The sequence below is a fragment of the Pseudomonas fluorescens genome, assembly GCF_001648775.1.
GTDB classification, from domain to species: Bacteria; Pseudomonadota; Gammaproteobacteria; order Pseudomonadales; family Pseudomonadaceae; genus Aquipseudomonas; species Aquipseudomonas fluorescens_M.
Genome location: NZ_LVEJ01000006.1, coordinates 16,834 through 39,683, shown reverse-complemented (window position 1 = coordinate 39,683; position 22,850 = coordinate 16,834). Strand labels below are relative to the sequence as shown.

The following is a 22,850-nucleotide window of genomic DNA, read 5'->3' as shown; positions in this document are numbered from 1 at the left end:
TATTCGCATGCGCCGCGTCGTTATCACTGGTCTGGGCATTGTTTCGTGCCTGGGCAATGACAAAGAGACCGTCTCCGCTAACCTGCGTGCAAGCCGCCCTGGCATCCGGTTCAACCCGGAATATGCTGAAATGGGTCTGCGTAGCCAGGTTTCCGGCTCCATCGACCTCAACCTTGAAGAGCTGATCGATCGCAAGATCTATCGCTTCGTCGGCCACGCAGCGGCTTACGCCTACCTGGCCATGAAAGACGCGATCGCTGACTCCGGCCTGACCGAAGAGCAGGTGTCCAACCCGCGTACCGGCCTGATCGCCGGCTCCGGTGGTGCTTCCACGCTGAACCAGATGGAAGCGCTGGACATCCTGCGCGAGAAAGGCGTGAAGCGCGTTGGCCCATACCGCGTAACGCGGACCATGAGCAGCACTGTTTCCGCTTGCCTGGCCACGCCATTCAAGATCAAAGGCCTGAACTACTCCATCGCTTCTGCCTGCGCCACCAGTGCTCACTGCATCGGTACCGCCATGGAACAGATCCAGATGGGCAAGCAGGACATCGTCTTCGCCGGTGGCGGTGAAGAAGAGCACTGGAGCCAGTCGTTCCTGTTCGACGCCATGGGCGCACTGTCCAGCAAGCGTAACGACACCCCGGAACAAGCTTCGCGTGCCTACGACGCCGACCGTGACGGTTTCGTCATCGCGGGCGGTGGCGGCATGGTCGTGGTTGAGGAGCTGGAACACGCTCTGGCCCGTGGCGCAAAAATCTATGCGGAAATCGTTGGCTACGGCGCGACCTCCGACGGTTACGACATGGTTGCCCCGAGTGGCGAAGGCGCGATCCGCTGCATGCAGATGGCGATGTCCACCGTTGATACCCCGATCGACTACCTGAACACCCACGGCACTTCGACTCCGGTCGGCGACGTCGCGGAAATGAAAGGTGTGCGTGAAGTGTTCGGCGACAAGGCTCCAGCGATCAGCTCGACCAAGAGCCTGTCCGGTCACTCCCTGGGCGCTGCCGGCGTTCACGAAGCGATCTACTGCATGCTGATGATGGAAGGCAACTTCATTGCCGGTTCCGCCAACATCGACGAGCTGGACCCTGAAGTGGCCGATCTGCCGGTGCTGACCAAGACCCGCGAGAACGCCACCATCAACACCGTGATGAGCAACAGCTTCGGCTTCGGCGGCACCAACGCCACGCTGGTACTGAAGCGCTGGGAAGGCAAGTAATTCCCCCCGCTTGAGCCACACACAAAAACGCCCCGACTGGTTCGGGGCGTTTTTTTTCGCCCGCAGAAAATAGCGGGAACACCGCAAAACCCTGTGGGAGCGAGCCTGCTCGCGAATGCGATATTCCAGTCACCCTATCGTCCTCTGACCCACCGAATTCGCGAGCAGGCTCGCTCCCACAATGAGTTTCGGCGCTTCTGAAAATGAAACTTCTGTCATGAAACTTACCGCCCTGCGACCGAATGTCGCGGATTACGCGGGCTGTAGCACTGTTGCAAAAAACGCAATAACACCTTGCACAAATCAGCCGTTTACTTAGCAAGCTAACAAATCATATAACAGAGTCCTGCACACGCCTTGCTGCAGATAACTTGAGATTTGGAGCTAGCAGATGACTGTAAAAGTAACTGAACGCGACGATTCACACATGTCCCACGAAGGCGTAGCCGCCGGTATCCGCATCTGGGATGTGCATCAACAAGACTTGCTGGTCGGCATGTTCCACAACGAGATCGATGCCCATAACTACAAGGCCGAACTGGAAGTGCAAGAACAGCAGCGGGACCTGAAATCCGCCTGATTCAACCACAGCATTGAAAACGACAAACCCCGCCATGAGCGGGGTTTGTCGTTGTTACTGCTTTATCGATTTACCACATCAGGTCATCAGGGATCTGATACGCCGCGTACGGATCGTCCTCGGTGCTGACCTCCTCGGTCTGCACGTTGAGCTGGACGATACGCTGTGGATCGCGCTCCTGGATCTTCAGGGCCGCCTCACGCGGAATCACTTCATAGCCGCCGGCATGGTGCACGATCGCCAGCGAACCGCTGCTGAGCTTGTTGCGCATCAGCGTGTTGACCGAGATGCGCTTGACCTTCTTGTCGTCGACGAAGTTGTAGTAGTCCTCGGTGGTCAACTTCGGCAGACGCGAGACTTCGATCAACTGCTTGACCTGTGCTGCACGCGCCTTGGCTTCGGCTTTCTCTTTCTGCTGACGGTTCAGCTCCTGGTCGCGCTTGACCTTCTCGGCCATGGCTTCCTGGGCAGCGCGCTGCTGCGAGTCATCCAGTTCGATCTGGCCTTTGTGCGCCAGACGTTGCTGCTTCTGCTTGTCCTTGCTGACCTGCTTGGCCTGCTTTTGGTTGACCAGTCCTGCTTTGAGCAACTGGTCGCGAAGGGAAATACTCATGGGGCTTACTCACTTGGGCAGTTGCTCAGCCGCAGCTGGGCACATTCTTTTCCTGGCGTTTGGCTTCACCCCACAGGGCGTCCAACTCTTCGAGGGTGCAATCTTCTATGGGACGATGGGTGTCGCGCAATGCCTGTTCGATAAAACGGAAACGTCTTTCAAACTTGCCATTGGCACCACGCAATGCAGTTTCCGGGTCGACCTTCAGATGCCGGGCCAGATTGACCACGGAAAACAGCAGGTCGCCGATCTCGTCAGCCACCGCGACCGGATCGTTTTCGGCCATGGCTTCGAGGACTTCATCGAGTTCTTCGCGGACCTTGTCGAGCACCGGCAAGGCGTCCGGCCAGTCGAAACCGACCTGGCCGGCGCGCTTCTGCAACTTGGCGGAACGCGACAAGGCCGGCAACGTGGCCGGCACATCGTCGAGCAGTGACAGTTGCTCGGGCGCGGCGGATTTCTCGGCGCGCTCTTGTGCCTTGATCTCTTCCCAGCGCTGCTTGACCTGCGCCTCGCTCAAGCGCGGCACGTCCAGCGGCGCGTACAGATCACCGGTAGGAAACACGTGGGGATGACGTCGGATCAGCTTGCGGGTGATGCTGTCGATCACCCCGGCAAATTCGAAGCGCCCTTCTTCCCTGGCCAACTGGCTGTAATAGACGACCTGGAACAGCAGATCGCCGAGTTCGCCCTGCAAGTGATCGAAGTCGCCACGCTCGATGGCGTCGGCCACTTCGTAGGCTTCTTCGAGGGTGTGCGGGACGATGGTCGCGTAGGTTTGCTTGATGTCCCACGGGCAACCGAACTGCGGATCGCGCAGTCGGTTCATCAGGTGGAGCAGGTCTTCAAGGCTGTACATCATTTATTTCTCACCACAAAACCCATGTGGGAGCGAGCCTGCTCGCGAAAGCGGTGTGTCTGCAACAATGATGTCGACTGACACACCCTCTTCGCGAGCAGGCTCGCTCCCACAGTTGATCGGCGTCGATGTTCACGGCGTACGGTTACGCCGCGTTTCGATGATGTTCGGCAACTGCGAAATCCGCCCGAGCAAGCGTCCCAGCGCATCCAGACCGGGGATCTCGATGGTCAGCGACATCAGCGCGGTGTTGTCTTCCTTGTTCGAGCGGGTGTTGACCGCCAGCACGTTGATGCGCTCGTTGAGCAGCACCTGGGAGACGTCGCGCAGCAGACCGGAACGGTCGTAGGCGCGGATGATGATGTCCACCGGATAGGTGAGCACCGGCACCGGACCCCAGCTGACCTGGATGATCCGCTCGGGCTCGCGCCCCGACAGTTGCAGCACCGAAGCGCAGTCCTGACGGTGAATGCTCACGCCACGGCCCTGGGTGATGTAGCCGACGATCGCGTCGCCCGGCAACGGCTGGCAGCAGCCGGCCATCTGCGTCATCAGGTTGCCGACGCCCTGGATCTGAATGTCGCCGCGTTTGCCCGGTTTGTAGCCGGTAGCCTTGCGCGGAATCAGTTCCAGCTGTTCATTGCCGCGTTCCGGCTCGACCAGTTGTTGCGCCAGGTTGACCAGTTGCGCCAGACGCAAGTCACCGGCACCGAGGGCGGCGAACATGTCTTCGGCGGTTTTCATGTTGGCCTTGTCGGCCAGCTTGTCGAAGTCCACCGCCGGCAGACCGAGGCGCGTCAGTTCGCGTTCGATCAGGGTTTTACCGGCGGCAACGTTCTGGTCGCGCGCCTGCAATTTGAACCAGTGAACGATCTTCGCCCGCGCCCGCGAGGTAGTGACGTAACCGAGGTTGGAGTTCAGCCAGTCGCGGCTCGGCGTGCCGTGCTTGCTGGTGATGATCTCGACCTGCTCACCGGTTTGCAGGCTGTAGTTGAGCGGGACGATGCGCCCGTTGATCTTCGCGCCACGGCAGTTGTGGCCGATCTCTGTGTGCACGCGGTAAGCGAAATCCAGCGGCGTCGCGCCTTTCGGCAAGTCGATGGCGTGACCATCCGGAGTGAAGATGTAGACCCGATCCGGCTCGATATCGACACGCAGCTGTTCGGCCAGACCACCGATGTCGCCCAGCTCTTCGTGCCACTCGAGCACCTGACGCAACCAGGAGATTTTCTCTTCGTAGTGGTTCGAACCGGATTTGACGTCGGTGCCCTTGTAGCGCCAGTGCGCGCAGACGCCGAGTTCGGCTTCTTCGTGCATCGAGTGCGTACGGATCTGCACCTCAAGCACCTTACCCTCAGGGCCGATCACCGCGGTGTGCAGCGAGCGGTAGCCGTTCTCTTTCGGGTTGGCGATGTAGTCGTCGAATTCTTTCGGGATGTGCCGCCACAAGGTGTGGACGATGCCCAGCGCGGTGTAGCAGTCGCGCATTTCCGGGACCAGCACGCGCACGGCGCGAACGTCGTAGATCTGACTGAATTCCAGACCCTTGCGCTGCATTTTGCGCCAGATCGAATAGATGTGTTTGGCCCGGCCGCTGATGTCGGCATCAACGCCGGTGGCCTGCAATTCGTCCTTGAGCTGGGTCATCACGTCAGCGATGAAACGCTCACGATCAAGCCGTCGCTCGTGGAGCAACTTGGCGATCTGCTTGTACTGATCCGGCTCCAGGTAACGGAAGGACAAGTCCTCCAGTTCCCATTTGATATGACCGATGCCGAGACGGTGCGCGAGCGGCGCATAGATGTCGAACACTTCGCGGGCGACGCGGTTACGTTTTTCGTCGTCGGCAGTTTTCACCGCACGGATCGCGCAGGTACGTTCGGCCAGTTTGATCAGCGCGACGCGGACGTCGTCGACCATGGCGACGAGCATCTTGCGCAGGTTTTCCACCTGCCCTTGCGTGCCCATGACCATCGACTGCCGAGGACTGAGACTGGCACTGATGGCGGCCATGCGCTGCACGCCGTCGATCAGTTTGGTCACCACCGGACCGAAACGCTGACTGACCGCCGCGAGCTCGATCTGGCCTTCGCGCACGCCGCGATACAGGACCGCTGCAACCAGCGAATCCTGGTCCAGTTTGAGGTCGGCGAGAATCTCGGCGATCTCAAGGCCGGTGCTGAAACTGCCGGAACCTTCCGACCACAGATTCTTCGCCGCGTTGGACTGTTGTTCGGCCTCGCGAGCGAACTCGCAGGCTTCTTTCAAAGCTTCGCGATCCAGTGCCAGATCGACACTGACCGCGTGATCGAGCCAAGCTTCGAGATTGATACTGCCGTCAGTATTGATCGGCTGGTGTGCTCTCACCTGTACCATCTTGCTTTACCTTCCCTACGACGCAGATTCAATGCGTCAAATCGCTGATCCTTGTTGCCCGTTTGCGCTCGCGGGGCTAAAGCGAGCGCTGCGCGGACAGATCAGACGGATTCAGACGAGCCATCCTGGCTCGCTTCAAATAACGCCATGGCCTCGACATGTGCCGTCTGAGGAAACATATCGAGAATCCCGGCACGTTTTAACCGGTAGCCCTGCTTGATCAATTCGACCGTATCGCGCGCCAGCGTTGCCGGGTTGCACGACACATACACCAACCGTTTCGCGCCCAGGCTCGCGAGCTTGCGCACCACCTCGAAAGCACCGTCACGCGGTGGGTCCAAGAGTACCGCAGAAAAGCCGTTTGCGATCCACTGGGCATCGGTCAAAGGCTGGGATAAATCGGCTTGAAAAAACTTTGTGTTATGCAAATTGTTACTAGCAGCATTGGCTTCGGCACGATCGACCATCGTCTGCACGCCCTCCACCGCCACCACTTCAAGCACGCCTTTGGCCAGCGGCAAGGCAAAGTTGCCCAAGCCACAGAACAGGTCCAGCACCCGCTCGTCACGGCTCGGTTTCAGCCAGTCCAGCGCCTGCGCGACCATCGCTTCGTTGACCCCGGCGTTGACCTGAATGAAGTCGCCCGGCCGGTACGCCAGATCCAGATCCCACTGCTCCAGGCGATAGCCCAGCGACTGGCTGGCATCGACCGGCTGTGGCTCGCCTTCGCCATGCAGCCACAGTTGCGCTTCATGAAACTGGCAGAAGTCCTTGAGGATGGTCAGATCCGCTTCGGACAACGGCGCCATGTGCCGCAGCAACACCGCCAGCGACGAGCCGCTGAACAACTCGACATGCCCCAACGCTTGCGGTTTGCTCAAACGACGGAGCATCTCCGGCAAACGGGTCATGATCGGCTGCAAGGGCTGTACCAGCACCGGGCATTCGCTGATCGCGACGATGTCCTGACTGCCGGCGGCGCGGAAACCCACTTCGAGTTTCTTCGCTTTCATGTCCCAGCGCACCGCGATGCGGGCACGACGGCGATAGCCGAATTCCGGGCCGGTCAGCGGTGGTGCCCACTCTTCAGGTTCGACACCGGCAACGCGCGACAATTGCTCGGCGAGCATGCGCTGTTTCAGGGCGAGTTGTTCTTCATGGGGCAAGTGCTGAACGCTGCAACCGCCACAACGGCCGGCGTGCTGACACGGCGCCGGGCGACGCAGCTCGCTGGCCTTGAACACGCGCTCGGTGCGCGCCTCGACCACTTTGCCGTGGGCGCCGAGCACCCGCGCTTCGACCTCTTCACCGGCGAGGGCGCCGAGGACGAACCAGGTTTTGCCTTCGAAAAACGCGATACCGCGACCGTCATTGGCCAGGCGCTCGATGCTCAAGCGCTGCTTTTTGCCGGTCGGGATTTGCGCGGCCTTGCTGCCACCCGCGGGTTGGAAGCGCAGGCCTCTCTCGTGCTTGGCCATCAGTTGGGCGCGTCGAAAATGCCGGTCGACAGGTAACGGTCGCCACGGTCGCAGATGATCGCGACGATCACCGCGTTTTCAACTTCTTTGGACAGGCGCAGCATCGCTGCCACCGCACCGCCCGAGGACACACCGCAGAAGATGCCTTCTTCGCGGGCCAGACGCCGGGTGACGTCCTCGGCTTCGCTTTGCGCCATGTCGACGATACGGTCGACGCGGTCGGCCTGATAAATCTTCGGCAGGTATTCCTGCGGCCAGCGGCGGATGCCGGGAATGGCCGAGCCTTCCATCGGTTGCAGACCGATGATCTGCACGCTGTCGCTCTGCTCTTTCAAGTAGCGCGAAACGCCCATGATGGTACCGGTGGTGCCCATCGAACTGACAAAATGAGTGATGGTGCCCTGGGTCTGACGCCAGATTTCCGGGCCGGTGGTGGTGTAGTGCGCCTCAGGATTGTCGCCATTGGCGAACTGATCGAGCACCTTGCCACGGCCTTCGGCTTCCATGCGCTGCGCGAGGTCGCGGGCGCCTTCCATGCCTTCTTCCTGGCTCACCAGAATCAGCTCGGCGCCGTAAGCGGTCATCGCCGCTTTGCGCTCGGCGCTGGAGTTGTCGGGCATGATCAGGATCATTTTGTAACCCTTGATCGCGGCAGCCATGGCCAGCGCGATCCCGGTGTTGCCCGAGGTCGCTTCGATCAGCGTATCGCCGGCGTGGATCTGCCCGCGCAACTCGGCACGGGTGATCATCGACAGCGCCGGACGGTCCTTGACCGAACCCGCCGGGTTATTCCCTTCGAGCTTGAGCAATAGGGTGTTGCTGGTGGCACCGGGCAGGCGCTGCAAACGCACCAGCGGAGTGTTGCCGACGCAATCGGCGATGGTTGGGTACTGCAAGGTCATGGCGTATTCGCAATCCAGACGTGCGGGGGCGCCTATCATACCGGCAAACCCGCGCAGGCCATATCACGCAAAGTGCGGTGCTTATGGTTTATGGGAATAAGCGATTGAAAGTCGCACCAGTGGTGCGACTTTCGATGTGTACTTTTGAATATCTGTGTAATGCAAATGACCTCTTCGCGAGCAGGCTCGCTCCCACAGGAGATCTGCGTTGTTCACACAACCTGCGGCGAACCGAGATCCAATGTGGGAGCGAGCCTGCTCGCGAAGGCGTCAGTCGGCGCAACACCGTCATCCGCCAGCAACCGCAGATTCAAACGCAACCCCGCCCCGCCGTTCTCCGCCCAAATACTGCCGCCCTGACGCTGCACGGCATTGCGCGCGATGCTCAGACCCAAGCCAAACCCTCCGTCCCCTGGCCGCGAGCCATCGAGGCGAGTGAACGGCAAAAAGATCCGTTGCAGGTCCCCTTCCGCCACCCCGCCGCCCTGATCCTCCAGCCACAGGTGCCAGTAATTGCCATCGCGCCGGCCATCGAGACGTACGATTCCACCCGGTGGCGAATGCCGAATGGCGTTGCGCAAAATGTTCTCCAACGCCTGCGCCAGGGTATTCAAATTGCCACGCACCCAGCACGACGCCTCGACCGAACACTGCAATTGCAGACTCGGCCAGCCGCTTTCATAACAGGCATTGTCGGTGAGCATTTCCCACAGGGCCTGGATCTGGATCGCCTCATCGGGCAATGGCGCGCGCTCGGTGTCGAGCCAGGCCAGTTGCAGGGTGTCTTCGACCAGGCGCTGCATGCCGTCAACTTCACGACCGATGCGCTCGCGCAGTTGCACCAGACCCTGTTCGCTTTCGCTGGCGACGCGCAAGCGGCTCAGTGGCGTGCGCAATTCATGGGACAGATCGCGGAGCAATTGCTGTTGCAGGGCGACGGTCGATTGCAGGCGTTCGGACATCGAGTCGAACGCGCGGGCCAGTTCGCCGAGTTCGTCCGGGCGCTGGGTGATGCCGCTCGACAGCCGCACATTCAATTGATCGGCGCGCCAGGCGTTGGCCTGCTCACGCAGATTGTTCAGGGGCACGACCAGCAAGCGGTACAGACCGACACACAGTAATAACGTGAACAGACCGGGAATCACGCCGTTGGTGATCACCCGCCAGAACACCCGGTATTTGCCCGGCAGAAAACGCTCGGGCAATTCGATCACCAGACTGCCGGCGGACGGATCCTTGGGAAAAGCAATGCGCAGCCACGGCCGCCCCTGTTTGTGAATCGGCCAGTCGAGACCGCGCAAGAACGTCAAGTGCTGGATTTCCTGTTCATTCAGCGGATCACTGCTCAACGACTGCAAATTGCCGCCGATCACACCGACCCAACTCGCCTCGCGCAGCTCCATGCTCTGCAACCAGTCGTCGACACCGCTGCGACCTCCGTGCTGCCAGGCCTTTTCCGCTTGCGCGGCATAACGCGTGAGGGTGCCGCGCGCCTCGTCGGAGAGGAACTGGTTGCGCTCCTCCATATAGCGGCCCCATGACCAGCTCAGCCAGATCATCAGCAAACAGAAGGCAACCAGCAAACAGGCGAGTTTCCAGAACAGCGAATGACGGCCCGGCAGCTCAGACAGTTTCATCGGCGCCGCTCAAGACGTAGCCCTTGCCCCACACCGTACGCACTTCGCGCTCGGTGTAACCGATGGCCTTGAGCTTGCGACGGATTTGACTGATATGCATATCAAGACTGCGATCATGCGCTGCATAGCCGCGCTGCAACACGTGCTGATAAAGGAAGGCTTTGCTCAACACTTCCTCATCGTTGCGGTTGAGGGTTTCCAGCAGACGGAATTCGCTGCGGGTCAGCCCGGCAGGTTGCTCGCGGAAAAACACTTCGCACTGTTGATCATCGAAACGCAGCGTGCCTGTCGCGACAGGCGCCGCCAGCGTTGCCGGACGTCGATCGAGGGCGACCCGACGCAATATCGCTTCGATGCGCACGTGCAGCTCGGCCATGCTGAACGGTTTAGGTAGATAGTCGTCGGCGCCCAGACGAAAACCGCTGATGCGATCGGCTTCAGCGCCAAGGGCCGACATCAGCAGCACCGGCGTTGCATGGCTCTGACGCAATTGCGTGAGCACATTCAGGCCGTCCAGCCCCGGCAACAGAATGTCCATCAGCACCACGTCGAACGGCTGGCGCCGAGCAATGCTCAGACCTTCCTGGCCATTCTGGCACCAAGTCACCTGAAAGCCGCTGCGGCCCAGATGCTCATGAACATAGGCACCGAGGACCGGATCGTCTTCGATAGAAAGAATGCGTGGCGCGCCAACGGGAACAGGAGTCATGAGTATCTGCAAATAATTCTCAGTTGACTGATTATTCAAGATTGCCGTGGCCGGAGCAACCCAAGGTTGACCGGGCGGACAAACGAGCCGGCGCCAAGCGACCGATGACGACATCATTTTTAGCGCGAACGCCCGCCTGCAAATCGCTACACTGCGCCAATGTCGCGTGCCGGATGCACGCATGAGTCAACAGATCAGCGGGATGCAGGAGACAGGTGTGCTCAAGAAACTGGGAATCAAAGGTCGCGTATTGTTGCTGACCTTGTTGCCGACCAGCCTGATGGCCTTGGTGCTGGGTGGTTACTTCACCTGGACGCAGCAGTCCGACTTGCAGACCCAATTAATGCAGCGCGGCGAAATGATCGCCGAGCAACTGGCGCCGCTGGTGGCACCCGCCATGGGTCATGGTGACAGCGATCTGCTCGAACGCATCGCCACCCAATCCCTCGAACAACCGGACGTGCGCGCGGTAACCTTTCTCGCGCCGGATCGTTCGCCGCTGGCCCATGCCGGCCCGACCATGCTCAATCAGGCGCCCAGCGGCGACAGCGCACAATTGCAACGGCGCAGTGGCAACGATGCGACGCGCTATCTGATGCCGGTGTTCGGCAAACACCGCAACCTCGCCGGCGAACTGATCCCGGCAGAATCCGAGCGACTGCTCGGCTGGGTCGAACTGGAGCTGTCGCACAACGGCATGTTGCTGCGCGGTTATCGCAGTCTGTTCGCCAGCCTCTTGCTGATCGCCGCCGGTCTTGCCGGGGCCGCGCTGCTTGCCTTGCGCATGGGCCGCACCATCAACCGCCCGCTGAGTCAGATCAAACAAGCCGTCGCGCAACTCAAGGATGGTCACTTGGAAACCCGTCTGCCGCCGCTGGGCAGTCAGGAGCTGGATGAACTGGCGTCGGGCATCAACCGCATGGCCGGGACCCTGCAGAACGCCCGCGAAGAACTGCAGCACAGCGTCGATCAGGCCACCGAAGACGTCCGGCAGAATCTGGAAACCATCGAGATCCAGAACATCGAACTGGATCTGGCGCGCAAAGAGGCGCTGGAAGCCAGCCGGATCAAATCCGAATTCCTCGCCAACATGAGCCATGAGATCCGCACGCCGCTCAACGGCATTCTCGGCTTCACGCATTTATTGCAGAAAAGCGAACTGACCCCGCGCCAGCTCGACTATCTGGGCACCATCGAAAAGTCCGCCGACAGCCTGCTGGGGATCATCAACGAGATCCTCGATTTCTCGAAAATCGAAGCCGGCAAACTGGTGCTCGACCACATTCCGTTCAACCTGCGCGACCTGTTGCAGGACACCCTGACCATCCTCGCTCCGGCCGCGCACGCCAAGCAGTTGGAGCTGGTCAGTCTGGTGTATCGCGACACGCCGCTGTCGCTGGTCGGCGATCCGCTGCGCCTCAAGCAGATCCTCACCAATCTGGTCAGCAACGCGATCAAGTTCACCCGCGAAGGCACCATCGTCGCCCGCGCCATGCTTGAAGAAGAACACGAAGACAGCGTGCAACTGCGCATCAGCATTCAGGACACCGGCATCGGCCTGTCGAATGAAGATGTGCGCGCGTTGTTCCAGGCCTTCAGTCAGGCCGACAACTCGTTGTCACGCCAGCCCGGCGGCACCGGTCTGGGCCTGGTGATTTCCAAGCGTCTGATCGAGCAGATGGGCGGCGAGATCGGCGTCGACAGCACGCCCGGCGAAGGTTCGGAATTCTGGATCAGCCTGAGCCTGCCCAAGACCCGCGACGACGCCGAAGACCTGCCCTCGGCGCCATTGCTCGGCCGCCGCGTCGCGGTGCTGGAAAGCCATGAACTGGCGCGTCAGGCCTTGCAGCATCAACTGGAAGACTGTGGCCTCGATGTCACCACGTTCAATACCCTGGAAACCCTGACCAATGGCGTTACCGGTGCACACCAGACCGATCAGGCGATTGACCTTGCGGTCCTCGGCATTACCAGCAACGACATGCTTCCAGAGCGTTTGAACCAGCACATCTGGGACCTCGAACACCTCGGCTGCAAGGTGCTGGTGCTGTGCCCGACCACTGAGCAAACGCTGTTTCACCTGTCGGTGCCGAACCCGCACAGCCAGTTGCAAGCCAAACCGGCCTGCACGCGCAAACTGCGCCGGGCGCTGTCGGATCTGGCCAACCCGCGCCAGCCGCGCAACGAGCCGGGCGAGCCATTGTCGAGTCGCGCACCGAAAGTGCTGTGTGTCGACGACAACCCGGCCAACCTGCTGCTGGTGCAGACCCTGCTCGAAGACATGGGCGCCAAGGTGCTCGCGGTGGAAAGCGGTTACGCGGCAGTCAAAGCGGTGCAGACCGAATCCTTCGATCTGGTCTTGATGGACGTGCAGATGCCCGGCATGGACGGCCGCCAGAGCACCGAAACCATCCGCCAGTGGGAAAGCGAACGGCATAGCACGCCGCTGCCGATCGTCGCCCTCACCGCCCACGCCATGGCCAACGAGAAACGCGCGTTGCTGCAAAGCGGCATGGACGATTACCTGACCAAACCGATCAGCGAGCGGCAACTGGCGCAAGTGGTGCTGAAGTGGACCGGTCTGGCCCTGCGCAATCAAGGACCGGAGCGAGCCAACGAAAGCGCGACGGCCAGTAACGAATTGCCGGTGCTCGATCATGAAGAAGGTTTGCGTCTGGCCGCCGGCAAGGCGGATCTGGCGGCCGACATGCTGGCGATGCTCCTGGCGTCATTGGAAGCCGACCGCGAGGCGATTCGCGCGGCCAGCGAAAACCGCGACCAGAATGCCTTGATCGAACGCGTCCATCGCCTGCACGGCGCCACCCGCTACTGCGGCGTGCCGCAATTGCGTGCGGCCTGCCAACGCAGCGAAACCTTGCTCAAGCAAGGTGATCCCAAGGCGGTGGCGGCGCTGGAGGAACTGGAGCGGGCGATCAATCGCCTCGCGGCCCAGGCGCGGATCAGCGCCTGATCCACGACAATGCCGGCGCGACACTCTCACGCTAAGGTAATGGCGGGTCGAACCTGACTCGCCACGTTACTCAAGGAGGCATTGATGCGCACGATCGTTTTCAGCAGTCAGACCTACGACCGCGAGAGTTTCCTCGCCGCCGACTGCCCGGCCGACCTCGAACTGCACTTTCAGCCGGCCCGGCTCAGCCTTGACACCGCGGCACTGGCCGAACAGCACGAAGTGGTCTGCGCCTTCATCAATGACGACCTCAGCGCCCCAGTGCTGGAGCGTCTGGCCGCGGGTGGAACGCGACTGATTGCCCTGCGTTCGGCCGGCTACAACCATGTCGATCTGGTCGCGGCGAAACGCCTGGGCCTGGCCGTGGTGCGCGTCCCGGCCTACTCGCCGCATGCCGTGGCCGAGCACGCGGTGGCGCTGATTTTGGCACTCAATCGGCGCCTGCACCGCGCCTATAACCGCACCCGCGAAGGCGATTTCAGCCTGCACGGCCTGACCGGTTTCGATCTGGTTGGCAAAACCGTCGGCATCGTCGGCACCGGGCAGATCGGTGCGACGTTCGCGAAAATCATGCACGGTTTCGGTTGTGAATTGTTGGCGTACGACCCTTTTCCCAATCCCGAGGTACTGGCCTTGGGCGCGCGTTACCTGAGCTTGCCGGAACTGCTCGCGCAGTCACGCATCATCAGCCTGCATTGCCCGCTCAATGAGCAGAGCAAACACCTGATCAACCGCGATTCACTGGCGCATATGCAAGCCGGTGCCATGCTCATCAACACCGGGCGCGGCGGTCTGGTGGACACCCCGGCGCTGATCGACGCGCTGAAGGATGGCCAACTCGGCTATCTGGGTCTGGATGTCTATGAGGAAGAAGCGCAGCTGTTTTTCGAGGATCGCTCCGACCTGCCGTTGCAGGACGATGTGCTGGCGCGCTTGCTGACCTTTCCCAATGTGATCATCACCGCGCACCAGGCCTTTCTGACCCGTGAAGCGCTGGGGGCGATCGCCGCGACCACCCTGCACAACATCGCGACCTGGGCGGCAGGGGCGCCGCAGAACCAGGTCGAGGGTTGAGGGTTACTTCGGTGACAGCGAGGTGGCCAGAATCAGCAGGGCCAGCCAGCCGAAACCGAAAAAGCGCTGTTTCATCGAATGCCCGCTACGCAGCAGAAACCAGACGAACACCAACGGCATCAGAAACACCATGATCTTCAGCCAGCCTTCAACCGGCCGGCTGCCGTCGGCATTACCTGGCATCACCACCGGTTGCTCGGCCTGCTGGCGACGGCGCCGCCCTGCCGCTGCCGGCACCACTTTGGGCAATGGCTCTGCCGCGGGAGGCAGGGTAACCGCCTCCGGAACCGCCTTGTTGCGCGGCAGGCTGCCGAACGAAATCGTCGACGCCTGAACGGGGGCCGCTACGGCCTCTGCGTGCGCAGGCGCCACTTGCGCCACCATTGGAGCCCCGCAATGAATGCACGCCTGGGCTTGCGAGCTGATGCTCCGCTTGCATTCATAACATTCAATCAGCGCCATGTTCCGTTCCTTCAGAGTCGAGGGCGGCAGTTTGCCATGAGCGTCCGTCGATTTGAACCGGATCGAAGGTCGCACGCGCGCATCATCCTGTAATCGAGCCCGTGCTAGCATGTCGCGCATATTTGGAGGACCCATGGTCGAACACGATTTCCGCTACACCCTGATGAACCCGCAACACACCCTCACCGAATGCCGCGCGCTCGTTCCGGGCCGCTATCAGGTCACCGGCAACGGTGGCTCGATTCGCATTGGTGACGCGCTGTTGGTCACCCTCAAAGGCAGCAAGGATTTGTCCATGCGCCTGACTGTTGAAACCGTCCGCCACCTGATCAACCCGCCGGGCCAATGGACCGCGATGACCACCGGCCCGGTGTTCGGTGAACTGGCGATCCACACCTGGCAGGTCAACTGCGACAGCTGCGCCAAAGAGCTGAGCTTTGAATTTGCCGTGGATGCCAAACTGGGCAAAACCGCTGAAAAACCGGCCGCCACCGCGCGCATCGCCGAGTTGGGCTGGAAAGCCGTGGGCGACAAGCACCTGTGCCCGAAATGCCAGGAGCCGGCATGATGAAACGCCTTGCCCTGACCGCTTTGGTCAGTGTCGGTTTGGTCGGTTGCGCGGCGGAGCCTGTGCAACTGCAGCAGAACCGCAGCTACATTCTGGAATGGATCGGCGAACGGCCATTGATGGATTACAGCCATCTGACCGTGACCCTTGGCGATGATGGTCGCGCCTACGGTAACGGCGGCTGCAACCATTGGTTCGCGCCGTACACGCTGGACGGCGACAAGCTGAGCTTCGGCAAGATCGGCAAGACCCGCAAACTGTGTGCGCCGGCGCTGATGGAGCAGGAGCAACGCTTCCTGCAGGCGCTGGAACATGTCGAGCGCTGGGACATCTCGCCAATCGAGCAGATGCGCTTCTGGCCGGCTGAAGGCAAGCCGTTGCGTTGGTGGCTGGAAGAGGGATAAGCCTCAGGATCGCCAAAGCCCTCACCCTAGCCCTCTCCCAAAGGGAGAGGGGACTGATTGGGGGATATTGGAGAGCTACAGCGACCTGAACGGCCTATGCCGAATCCATAATCGACTGGATCTTTTAGGCCCGTGAGTCTGCCAAAGCCCTCACCCTAGCCCTCTCCCAAAGGGAGAGGGGACTGATTGGGGGATATTGGAGAGCTACAGCGACCTGAACGAGTGCAACTGAATCCATAATCGACTGGATCATGCTTTGGCGAATCTACAATCGACTCGATCTCTCAGGTCGATGTACCTCGCCAGACACCTCGGTCGGCCCCCTCTCCCTCCGGGAGAGGGCTGGGGTGAGGGGCTTTTGAAGGTTATTTAGTAGCCTGCAGAGCCTCAAGCTTGGCCATCACCCCCGCCGCCGTCTGCTCACCCATCAACTGCTCCCGCACCTTGCCCTTGTTGTCGATGATGTACGTCACCGGCAATGCCTCACTGCGCGGCAACTCAAACAACTCCGCTGGATCCTGCGCCAGCACGGTGAACTTGATGCCGAGTTTTTCACTGGCGTCTTTCAGCTCCACACCCTGCACGTTGTCGAAGTTGACCCCGAACACGCCGACGTTCTTGCTCTTCAGCTCGTCAGCCAGATGGTTGAGTTCCGGGATCTCGGTTCGGCACGGGCCGCACCATTCGGCCCAGTAGTTCAGCACCACCCACTGTTTGTCCAAGCGCTCGGAGGCGACTTTCTGACCGTTCTGGTCAATGCCGTAATCATTGCCGCATCCCCCCAGCATCAACGCCCCGATTATCGTCAATGCCGCTGCCAATCGCCGTGTCATGTCATGTTCCTTGTGAAAATTTAAACGCGCCTGCGACCCATCGCCTCTGACGGTTCTGGATTGCGCGCTGCACAGTTAGAATAGCCGCCACTTTACGCCAGAAGCGACCCGCCATGACCGATCTGACGCTTTATCACAATCCGCGCTGCTCGAAATCCCGCGGCGCGCTGGAACTCATTGAAGCCCGCGGCCTGACGCCAACCGTCGTGCGCTACCTCGAAACCCCGCTGAATGCAGCGCAGATCAAGGCCCTGCTCGGCAAGCTCGGGATCAGCGCGCGCCAGTTGCTGCGCACTGGAGAAGATGAATACAAGATGCTTCAGCTGGCGGACGAAAGCCTCAGTGAAGCGCAATTGATCGACGCCATCGCCCAGCACCCAAAACTGATGGAACGGCCCATTCTTGAAGTCGGCGACAAAGCCGTCATCGGTCGTCCGCCGGAAAAAATCCTGGAGTTGTTGCCGTGAGCGCGCCGTACATTCTGGTGCTGTATTACAGCCGCAGCGGCTCGACCAACGAGATGGCCCGGCAGATTGCCCGCGGTGTCGAACAGGCCGGGCTCGAAGCGCGCCTGCGCACCGTGCCGGCGATTTCCACCGAGTGCGAAGCCGTGGCGCCGGACATTCCCGACGAAGGCGCGCTGTATGCAACGCTCGATGATCTGAAGAACTGCGCCGGGCTGGCACTCGGCAGCCCGACACGTTTCGGCAACATGGCCGCCCCGTTGAAGTACTTCCTCGACGGCACCAGCAACCTCTGGCTGACCGGTGCGCTGGTTGGCAAACCCGCCGGCGTGTTCACCTCGACCGCCAGCCTGCACGGCGGTCAGGAAACCACTTTGCTGTCGATGATGTTGCCGCTGTTGCACCACGGCATGCTCATTACCGGCTTGCCGTACAGCGAGTCGGCGCTGCTGGAAACCCAGGGCGGCGGTACGCCTTACGGTGCCAGCCATCACGCCGGGGCTGACGGTAAAAAAGGTCTGGATCAGCACGAAGTCGCGCTGTGCCGCGCGCTCGGTCTGCGTCTGGCCAAAACTGCGCAGAAGCTGGAGGGCTGACAGTGGCGAAGAAGCCGAAAGTCTTGCCCTCGGTCGCGTGGCTGGAGCCGCGCGTCAAAGCGATGCGGATCATCAGCCTGCTGAGCTTTTTCGCGCTGGCCGGACTGCTCGCCGCCTACTACCTGGTCTTCGCCGACCTGCACGGTGCGCGACCGTGGGTGATTCTGCTGGTCGAGCTGATCCCGTGGATCGTCCTCGCACCGGCGATGATCATGGGCAGCGCGCGCGGGCATTCGTGGATGTGTTTTGTGGTGAATCTGTACTTCATCAAAGGCGCACTGGCGGCGTATGACCCGAGCCGGCAGTTGTTTGGAGTGCTGGAGATGGTCGCGAGCCTGGCGGTGTTCTGCTCGGCGCTGCTGTATGTGCGGTGGCGGTATCAGTTGAATCGCAAACTGGCTGGCGAAGGCGAAATCTCCGTCGCCTGAGAGACCGCCATCGCTAGCAGGCTAGCTCCCACAGGGGATTTGTGAACGCCACAGATTCCCTGTGGGAGCTAGCCCTGTTAGCGATTGGAGCGACTCGGTTTCAATGATTCACAGTGTAGGCGAGCATCATCGAAATCTGACTCATCGCCCGCCCGCCGCTCTGTTCATGCCACTGGTTGAACGCGTCCTGCACGATCGCCAGATCGCGCAGACTGGTCGGCACCTTGTCGACGATCTTCTGCGCATTCAGCGCCGCGACCACGTCGTAACTCGGCACAAACGTATCCTTGCCGACCATGCGTAGGAAGCGTGGCGCCGACAGCCCGCCCAATTGATGACCGTGCTTTTTCAGGTACGTCCACAGGCCGACGATATCGGTCACCGGCCAGTCGGCAATCAGTGCGCCAAAACTACCCTTGTCTTTCTCGACATCGAGAATGAACTGCGCATTGCGCGGCACGCTTTTCAGCTTGCCCAAGTGACGGATGATCCGCGCGTCCTGCATCAACCGCTCAAGGTGTTCGGCGCTCATCAGCACGACTTTTTCCGGGTCGAACTTGAAGAACACTTCTTCGAAAGCCGGCCATTTGGCATCGACCAGACTGTGCTTGAGGCCGGCGCGGAACACGCGTAGGGCCATGGTCGAGAGGTAGCGGTCGTCGCTGATCTTGCGCAGTTGCGCAGGGGTCTTGGGAACGGGCAGATGGGCTTCCAGTTCAGCCGCCGAACCGAAGCGGTTCAGACAGTATTCGTGCAGCCACTTGTAATCGCGCATGCCCTCTCCTGAGAACTGAAAATGAAAATTTATCGTTGAACACAAAACACTGTGGGAGCGAGCTTGCTCGCGAAAGCGGTCTGTCATTCAACATGGATGTCGGCTGACACGACGCCTTCGCGAGCAAGCTCGCTCCCACATGGATCGGGTTTACAGGTTGACGACGTTGACGAAGCGCGAAGCGGCGGTCTCGTCGATCTTCAGGCTGGTGAAGTCGAACAGGTTGCGGTCGGCCAGTTGCGACGGAATCACGTTCTGCAGACTGCGGAAGATGCTTTCGGTACGGCCCGGGGTCTTGCGCTCCCAGTCCTGAAGCATGTCCTTGACCACCTGACGCTGCAGGTTTTCCTGCGAGCCGCAGAGGTTGCACGGAATGATCGGGAATTCTTTCAAATCCGAGTAAGCCTGAATGTCTTTCTCGTTGCAGTAGGCCAGCGGACGGATCACCACGTTACGGCCGTCATCGGCGCGCAGCTTCGGCGGCATGGCTTTCAGCGAACCGTTGAAGAACATGTTGAGGAAGAACGTCTCGACGATGTCGTCGCGGTGGTGACCGAGGGCCATTTTCGTCGCGCCGATTTCATCGGCAAACGTGTACAGCGTGCCGCGACGCAGGCGCGAGCACAGCGAGCAGGTGGTCTTGCCTTCCGGGATCAGTTCCTTGACCACCGAATAGGTGTCTTTCTCGACGATGTGATACTCGACGCCCAGCTCTTTCAGATAGGCCGGCAACACGTGTTCGGGGAAGCCCGGCTGCTTCTGGTCCATGTTCACCGCAACGATCTCGAACTTGATCGGGGCAACCTTCTGCAGGTGCAGCAGCACGTCGAGCATGGTGTAGCTGTCCTTGCCCCCGGACAGGCAGACCATGACCTTGTCGCCGTCTTCAATCATGTTGAAATCGGCGACCGCTTCGCCGGCCAGGCGGCGCAGGCGCTTTTGCAGTTTGTTCTGGTTGACCGTAAGAGTGCCCATGACGCGAAATCCGTGAGGTGTGACGAAAGGCCGGCATTTTACGCAAAAACCCCGGGGTTGTGGGCACAGGTTGTCGTCGTAAGCCAACGGCGCTTTTACAGACCCCGAGGCGATTACCCGCCCTGTTTACAGCGCGATTTGCTCTAAGCCCCTAATACCTGTGCGGGTAAGTCCTTTCTATACTGCGACATAAGGTCGCACACATCTGAAGACCTGAATTTGCTCGGCCACCTTGGCCCGTAGGCGCTCCGTTGGGGGGCGATGGCAATAACAAGAGGAGTGACTGGCATGATCCATCACGTAGTGGGACTTTTCACCCACCCCGATCAGGAATGGAAGGAAATCCGTGGCGACCAAGAGGAAAGCATCAGCCACATGTACCTCACCCACACGCTGATTCTGGCGGCCATCCCCGCTGTCTCGGCGTTTATCGGCACCACTCAGGTCGGCTGGGTGATCGGCAACCGCGCGCCAGTGATGCTCACCGTCGAAAGCGCGATCTGGATGACCGTCATGTCTTATCTGGCGATGCTCGGCGGGGTCGCGGTCATGGGCGCCTTCGTGCACTGGATGGCCCGCACCTATGACGCCAATCCGAGCCTGGCCCGTTGCGTGGCGTTTGCCACCTACACCGCGACACCGTTGTTTGTCGGTGGGCTGGCGGCGCTGTATCCGCATATGTGGCTGGGGATGATCGTCGGTACGGCGGCCATCTGTTACACGGTTTATCTGTTGTATGTGGGGCTGCCGACGTTCATGAATATTCCGTCGGATGAAGGTTTCCTGTTTTCCAGCTCGGTGCTGGCGGTGGGTCTGGTGGTGCTGGTGGCCATCATGGCGTTCACCGTGATCGTCTGGGGATTGGGCGTAGGCCCTGTCTATACGAACTGACTCGCCGAGAAAAACAACATCTGCCAATCCAGGCCGCCGCAAGGCGGCCTTGTCGTTTGGAGGATGACCATTCGGCAGCTCGGCGATTCGCAAGTCTGCGGCGTTACGGCATACTCGACGCCTCTGGAGATCCATCAAGCATGCCCGAGCAACTCAATACCCGCGTCGAAGATTGTTACCAACTCGCAGAATCCTTTTTCAAACGTTCTTTCCCACGCCCTGTCGTCAGCCTCAAGCTGCGCGGGCAAAAAGCCGGTGTCGCGCATCTGCACGAGAACCTGCTGCGCTTCAACCCGCAGCTGTACCGGGAAAACAGCGAACACTTCCTCAAGCAAACCGTGGCCCATGAAGTCGCGCACCTGATCGCCCATCAGTTGTTCGGCGACCGCATTCAGCCGCATGGCGAGGAATGGCAATTGATCATGCGCGGCGTTTACGAACTGCCACCGGATCGCTGCCACACCTATGCAATCAAGCGCCGCAGCGTGACCCGCTACATCTACAAATGCCCATGTGCCGACAGTGATTTTCCGTTTTCAGCACAGCGCCATAGCCTGGTGCGGCAGGGGCGGCGGTATTTGTGTCGGCGCTGCCGGAGCACCTTGGTGTTCAGTGGTGAGATGCGCGTCGAATAGTCAGTCTTCTATTGCCTGTTCTGGCCTCTTCGCGAGCAAGCTCGCTCCCACCTTGAAATGCATTCTCCTGTGGGAGCGAGCTTGCTCGCGAAAGGGTCGGTACAGGCACTAAAGAATCACTTTGGATGAACGCAATTCAGCAATCTGCTCAGTGCTGAACCCCAACTCGCCCAACACCTGATCCGTATGCTGCCCCAACACCGCGCCAACATGCCGCGGCGCCGGCAACGCTTCGGAAAACTTCAGCGGACAGGCCATCTGTGCCTGCGCCGTGCCATCCCCGCGCGGCACCTGCGTCACCAGTTCGCGCGCCTGCAACTGCGGATGGCGTACCGCCTCACTCAGATTCAACACCGGCTCGACACAGGCATCGATGCCGGCAAACAACGCGCACAACTCGGCAAAGTCATGTTTTTCGAACTCGACCGTCAGCGCGTATTTCAGTGCGCGCTGCTGTTCGGGTTTGGGCGACAACCCTTGCGCCGCCAATTCCGGCCGGCCCAACGCCGTACACAATTGCTGCATGAACCCAGGTTCCAGACTGCCCACCGACATCCAGCGCCCATCGCGGGAGCGGTAATAATCGTAAAAGCTGCCGCCGTTGAGCATCTGCTCTTCCCACCCCGGCTCTTCGCCGCAGGCCAGATACCCGGCGCCGGCCATGGCATTCAGGCTGAACGCGCAATCAGTCATGCTGACATCCAGATGCGTGCCCTGCCCCGTTTGCTGGCGCGCAATCACCGCCGCAAGCAAACCGATGACCCCGTGCAGCGAACCACCGGCGACGTCCGCCACCTGCATACCCAACGGCAACGGGCCGCTGTCGGCGCGACCGGTGTAGCTGGCCAGCCCGGCCAGCGCCAGATAGTTGATGTCATGCCCGGCGCGATCCTTGTACGGCCCGGTCTGGCCGTAACCGGTGATCGACACGTAAATCAGCTTTGGATTGATCGCCTTCAGCGCTTCGTAGCCCAGACCCAAACGCTCCATGACACCGGGGCGAAACTGCTCAAGGACGATGTCGTAATCGGCCAGCAGTTGTTTAACTACATCCAGCGCCTCAGGCTGCTTGAGGTCCAGCGCCAGGCTGCGCTTGTTGCGATTGAGGTAGGCATGGCTGGCCGAAAGGCCGCCATCATGCGGCGGCAACACCCGCAGCAGATCCAGGCGCGTCGGCGACTCGATGCGCAGCACTTCAGCGCCCATGTCCGCCAGCAACAACGAGGCAAACGGCCCCGGCAACAGCGTCGAGAAATCGAGTATTTTCAGTGAGGCCAGCGGTGCGGACATGGGCGAACTCCTTGGGCGATGCACTCAGCCTAGGCAGCGATGCCGCGTACAGCAATCACCGCAAATGTCAGCGGGTGTGACCGTTACGCTCAAATCACAGGC

Annotated in this window: 23 protein-coding genes; 11 read left to right on the top strand and 12 right to left on the bottom strand. The window is 60.6% G+C overall.

The window, feature by feature from the left end:
• The first annotated feature begins 7 nt into the window (after window positions 1–7).
• Together fabB and A8O26_RS07940 are read left to right on the top strand one after the other, a co-directional pair.
• Complete coding sequence (gene fabB / locus A8O26_RS07945) at window positions 8–1,228, top strand: beta-ketoacyl-ACP synthase I (protein ID WP_003227152.1); 1,221 nt, start codon at window positions 8–10, stop codon at window positions 1,226–1,228.
• A 391-nt stretch (window positions 1,229–1,619) separates the two neighbouring features.
• Window positions 1,620–1,808 carry a hypothetical protein gene (locus A8O26_RS07940; RefSeq protein WP_007917473.1) on the top strand — a complete coding sequence of 63 codons (189 nt, stop codon included), beginning with the start codon at window positions 1,620–1,622 and terminating at the stop codon, window positions 1,806–1,808.
• 70 nt (window positions 1,809–1,878) lie between these two features.
• Here the strand turns inward: A8O26_RS07940 and A8O26_RS07935 are convergent, their stop codons facing one another.
• From A8O26_RS07935 to A8O26_RS07905, 7 genes are all read right to left on the bottom strand, one after another.
• The gene (locus A8O26_RS07935) at window positions 1,879–2,421 is read right to left on the bottom strand and encodes a DUF2058 domain-containing protein (protein WP_016987455.1); all 543 of its coding nucleotides are present in this window, start codon (window positions 2,419–2,421) and stop codon (window positions 1,879–1,881) included.
• Window positions 2,422–2,446: 25 nt separating this feature from the next.
• Entirely contained in the window at window positions 2,447–3,280 is an 834-nt protein-coding gene (gene mazG, locus A8O26_RS07930; RefSeq protein WP_064117518.1) for a nucleoside triphosphate pyrophosphohydrolase, read from the bottom strand.
• Window positions 3,281–3,412: 132 nt separating this feature from the next.
• A complete protein-coding gene (gene relA / locus A8O26_RS07925; RefSeq protein WP_064117503.1) occupies window positions 3,413–5,656 on the bottom strand; it encodes a GTP diphosphokinase in 2,244 nt (747 codons plus the stop codon).
• A 101-nt stretch (window positions 5,657–5,757) separates the two neighbouring features.
• Window positions 5,758–7,134 (bottom strand): 23S rRNA (uracil(1939)-C(5))-methyltransferase RlmD, encoded by a 1,377-nt coding sequence (gene rlmD / locus A8O26_RS07920; protein ID WP_064117502.1) that lies wholly within the window; start codon window positions 7,132–7,134, stop codon window positions 5,758–5,760.
• The gene (gene cysM, locus A8O26_RS07915) at window positions 7,134–8,036 is read right to left on the bottom strand and encodes a cysteine synthase CysM (RefSeq protein WP_027612303.1); all 903 of its coding nucleotides are present in this window, start codon (window positions 8,034–8,036) and stop codon (window positions 7,134–7,136) included. Before cysM ends, rlmD begins: the two co-directional genes overlap by 1 nt.
• A gap of 212 nt (window positions 8,037–8,248) precedes the next feature.
• Window positions 8,249–9,673 (bottom strand): sensor histidine kinase, encoded by a 1,425-nt coding sequence (locus A8O26_RS07910; protein WP_064117501.1) that lies wholly within the window; start codon window positions 9,671–9,673, stop codon window positions 8,249–8,251.
• Complete coding sequence (locus A8O26_RS07905; protein WP_064117500.1) at window positions 9,660–10,382, bottom strand: response regulator transcription factor; 723 nt, start codon at window positions 10,380–10,382, stop codon at window positions 9,660–9,662. The genes A8O26_RS07910 and A8O26_RS07905 overlap by 14 nt, the downstream gene beginning before the upstream one ends.
• A gap of 217 nt (window positions 10,383–10,599) precedes the next feature.
• On the opposite strand from A8O26_RS07905, the gene A8O26_RS07900 reads away from it, so the two are divergent.
• Both A8O26_RS07900 and A8O26_RS07895 read left to right on the top strand, forming a co-directional pair.
• Entirely contained in the window at window positions 10,600–13,353 is a 2,754-nt protein-coding gene (locus tag A8O26_RS07900; RefSeq protein ID WP_064117517.1) for a response regulator, read from the top strand.
• 84 nt (window positions 13,354–13,437) lie between these two features.
• Window positions 13,438–14,427, top strand: coding sequence for a 2-hydroxyacid dehydrogenase (locus A8O26_RS07895; protein WP_064117499.1), 990 nt, complete (start codon window positions 13,438–13,440; stop codon window positions 14,425–14,427).
• 3 nt (window positions 14,428–14,430) lie between these two features.
• Here the strand turns inward: A8O26_RS07895 and A8O26_RS07890 are convergent, their stop codons facing one another.
• Window positions 14,431–14,889: a hypothetical protein gene (locus tag A8O26_RS07890; RefSeq protein ID WP_064117498.1), complete on the bottom strand. Its 459-nt coding sequence runs from the start codon at window positions 14,887–14,889 to the stop codon at window positions 14,431–14,433.
• A 133-nt stretch (window positions 14,890–15,022) separates the two neighbouring features.
• Between A8O26_RS07890 and A8O26_RS07885 the strand changes: the two genes are divergently transcribed.
• Together A8O26_RS07885 and A8O26_RS07880 are read left to right on the top strand one after the other, a co-directional pair.
• Window positions 15,023–15,457, top strand: coding sequence for a hypothetical protein (locus A8O26_RS07885; RefSeq protein ID WP_038367468.1), 435 nt, complete (start codon window positions 15,023–15,025; stop codon window positions 15,455–15,457).
• Complete coding sequence (locus A8O26_RS07880; protein ID WP_064117497.1) at window positions 15,457–15,861, top strand: META domain-containing protein; 405 nt, start codon at window positions 15,457–15,459, stop codon at window positions 15,859–15,861. Before A8O26_RS07885 ends, A8O26_RS07880 begins: the two co-directional genes overlap by 1 nt.
• 365 nt (window positions 15,862–16,226) lie before the next feature.
• Here A8O26_RS07880 and A8O26_RS07875 read toward each other — a convergent pair whose 3' ends face one another.
• Entirely contained in the window at window positions 16,227–16,694 is a 468-nt protein-coding gene (locus A8O26_RS07875) for a TlpA disulfide reductase family protein (RefSeq protein WP_007917494.1), read from the bottom strand.
• A 113-nt stretch (window positions 16,695–16,807) separates the two neighbouring features.
• Between A8O26_RS07875 and arsC the strand changes: the two genes are divergently transcribed.
• The 3 genes from arsC to A8O26_RS07860 are packed head-to-tail and all read left to right on the top strand — an operon-like array spanning window position 16,808 to window position 18,182.
• Entirely contained in the window at window positions 16,808–17,161 is a 354-nt protein-coding gene (gene arsC / locus A8O26_RS07870) for an arsenate reductase (glutaredoxin) (RefSeq protein ID WP_064117496.1), read from the top strand.
• Window positions 17,158–17,754 (top strand): NAD(P)H:quinone oxidoreductase, encoded by a 597-nt coding sequence (gene wrbA, locus A8O26_RS07865; protein WP_016987440.1) that lies wholly within the window; start codon window positions 17,158–17,160, stop codon window positions 17,752–17,754. The genes arsC and wrbA overlap by 4 nt, the downstream gene beginning before the upstream one ends.
• Before the next feature lie 2 nt (window positions 17,755–17,756).
• A complete protein-coding gene (locus A8O26_RS07860) occupies window positions 17,757–18,182 on the top strand; it encodes a DUF2069 domain-containing protein (RefSeq protein ID WP_064117495.1) in 426 nt (141 codons plus the stop codon).
• A 100-nt stretch (window positions 18,183–18,282) separates the two neighbouring features.
• On the opposite strand, the gene A8O26_RS07855 is transcribed toward A8O26_RS07860, so the two are convergent.
• On the bottom strand, window positions 18,283–18,957 hold the full coding sequence (locus A8O26_RS07855) for a DNA-3-methyladenine glycosylase I (RefSeq protein ID WP_007917512.1): 675 nt from the start codon (window positions 18,955–18,957) through the stop codon (window positions 18,283–18,285).
• A 150-nt stretch (window positions 18,958–19,107) separates the two neighbouring features.
• Entirely contained in the window at window positions 19,108–19,932 is an 825-nt protein-coding gene (ttcA, locus tag A8O26_RS07850; protein WP_008079181.1) for a tRNA 2-thiocytidine(32) synthetase TtcA, read from the bottom strand.
• A 288-nt stretch (window positions 19,933–20,220) separates the two neighbouring features.
• Here ttcA and A8O26_RS07845 point away from each other — a divergent pair, with 288 nt between their 5' ends.
• Entirely contained in the window at window positions 20,221–20,823 is a 603-nt protein-coding gene (locus A8O26_RS07845) for a Yip1 family protein (RefSeq protein ID WP_007917515.1), read from the top strand.
• Window positions 20,824–20,963: 140 nt separating this feature from the next.
• Complete coding sequence (locus A8O26_RS07840) at window positions 20,964–21,458, top strand: SprT family zinc-dependent metalloprotease (protein ID WP_064117494.1); 495 nt, start codon at window positions 20,964–20,966, stop codon at window positions 21,456–21,458.
• 108 nt (window positions 21,459–21,566) lie between these two features.
• Here the strand turns inward: A8O26_RS07840 and A8O26_RS07835 are convergent, their stop codons facing one another.
• Window positions 21,567–22,748, bottom strand: a complete 1,182-nt coding sequence (locus A8O26_RS07835) for a CaiB/BaiF CoA transferase family protein (protein ID WP_064117493.1) — start codon at window positions 22,746–22,748, stop codon at window positions 21,567–21,569.
• Window positions 22,749–22,850 lie beyond the last annotated feature (102 nt).

Bases quoted from the DNA above. Each gene is read 5' to 3' on its own strand.
- A8O26_RS07840 (WP_064117494.1), top strand. From the start codon at position 20,964: ATGCCCGAGCAACTCAATACCCGCGTCGAAGATTGTTACCAACTCGCA.
- A8O26_RS07905 (WP_064117500.1), bottom strand. From the start codon at position 10,382: ATGACTCCTGTTCCCGTTGGCGCGCCACGCATTCTTTCTATCGAAGAC.
- A8O26_RS07835 (WP_064117493.1), bottom strand. From the start codon at position 22,748: ATGTCCGCACCGCTGGCCTCACTGAAAATACTCGATTTCTCGACGCTG.
- rlmD (WP_064117502.1), bottom strand. From the start codon at position 7,134: ATGGCCAAGCACGAGAGAGGCCTGCGCTTCCAACCCGCGGGTGGCAGC.
- cysM (WP_027612303.1), bottom strand. From the start codon at position 8,036: ATGACCTTGCAGTACCCAACCATCGCCGATTGCGTCGGCAACACTCCG.
- A8O26_RS07895 (WP_064117499.1), top strand. From the start codon at position 13,438: ATGCGCACGATCGTTTTCAGCAGTCAGACCTACGACCGCGAGAGTTTC.
- A8O26_RS07855 (WP_007917512.1), bottom strand. From the start codon at position 18,957: ATGCGCGATTACAAGTGGCTGCACGAATACTGTCTGAACCGCTTCGGT.
- ttcA (WP_008079181.1), bottom strand. From the start codon at position 19,932: ATGGGCACTCTTACGGTCAACCAGAACAAACTGCAAAAGCGCCTGCGC.
- A8O26_RS07890 (WP_064117498.1), bottom strand. From the start codon at position 14,889: ATGGCGCTGATTGAATGTTATGAATGCAAGCGGAGCATCAGCTCGCAA.
- relA (WP_064117503.1), bottom strand. From the start codon at position 5,656: ATGGTACAGGTGAGAGCACACCAGCCGATCAATACTGACGGCAGTATC.
- A8O26_RS07940 (WP_007917473.1), top strand. From the start codon at position 1,620: ATGACTGTAAAAGTAACTGAACGCGACGATTCACACATGTCCCACGAA.
- A8O26_RS07910 (WP_064117501.1), bottom strand. From the start codon at position 9,673: ATGAAACTGTCTGAGCTGCCGGGCCGTCATTCGCTGTTCTGGAAACTC.
- A8O26_RS07875 (WP_007917494.1), bottom strand. From the start codon at position 16,694: ATGACACGGCGATTGGCAGCGGCATTGACGATAATCGGGGCGTTGATG.
- A8O26_RS07935 (WP_016987455.1), bottom strand. From the start codon at position 2,421: ATGAGTATTTCCCTTCGCGACCAGTTGCTCAAAGCAGGACTGGTCAAC.
- mazG (WP_064117518.1), bottom strand. From the start codon at position 3,280: ATGTACAGCCTTGAAGACCTGCTCCACCTGATGAACCGACTGCGCGAT.
- A8O26_RS07885 (WP_038367468.1), top strand. From the start codon at position 15,023: ATGGTCGAACACGATTTCCGCTACACCCTGATGAACCCGCAACACACC.
- arsC (WP_064117496.1), top strand. From the start codon at position 16,808: ATGACCGATCTGACGCTTTATCACAATCCGCGCTGCTCGAAATCCCGC.
- A8O26_RS07880 (WP_064117497.1), top strand. From the start codon at position 15,457: ATGAAACGCCTTGCCCTGACCGCTTTGGTCAGTGTCGGTTTGGTCGGT.
- fabB (WP_003227152.1), top strand. From the start codon at position 8: ATGCGCCGCGTCGTTATCACTGGTCTGGGCATTGTTTCGTGCCTGGGC.
- A8O26_RS07845 (WP_007917515.1), top strand. From the start codon at position 20,221: ATGATCCATCACGTAGTGGGACTTTTCACCCACCCCGATCAGGAATGG.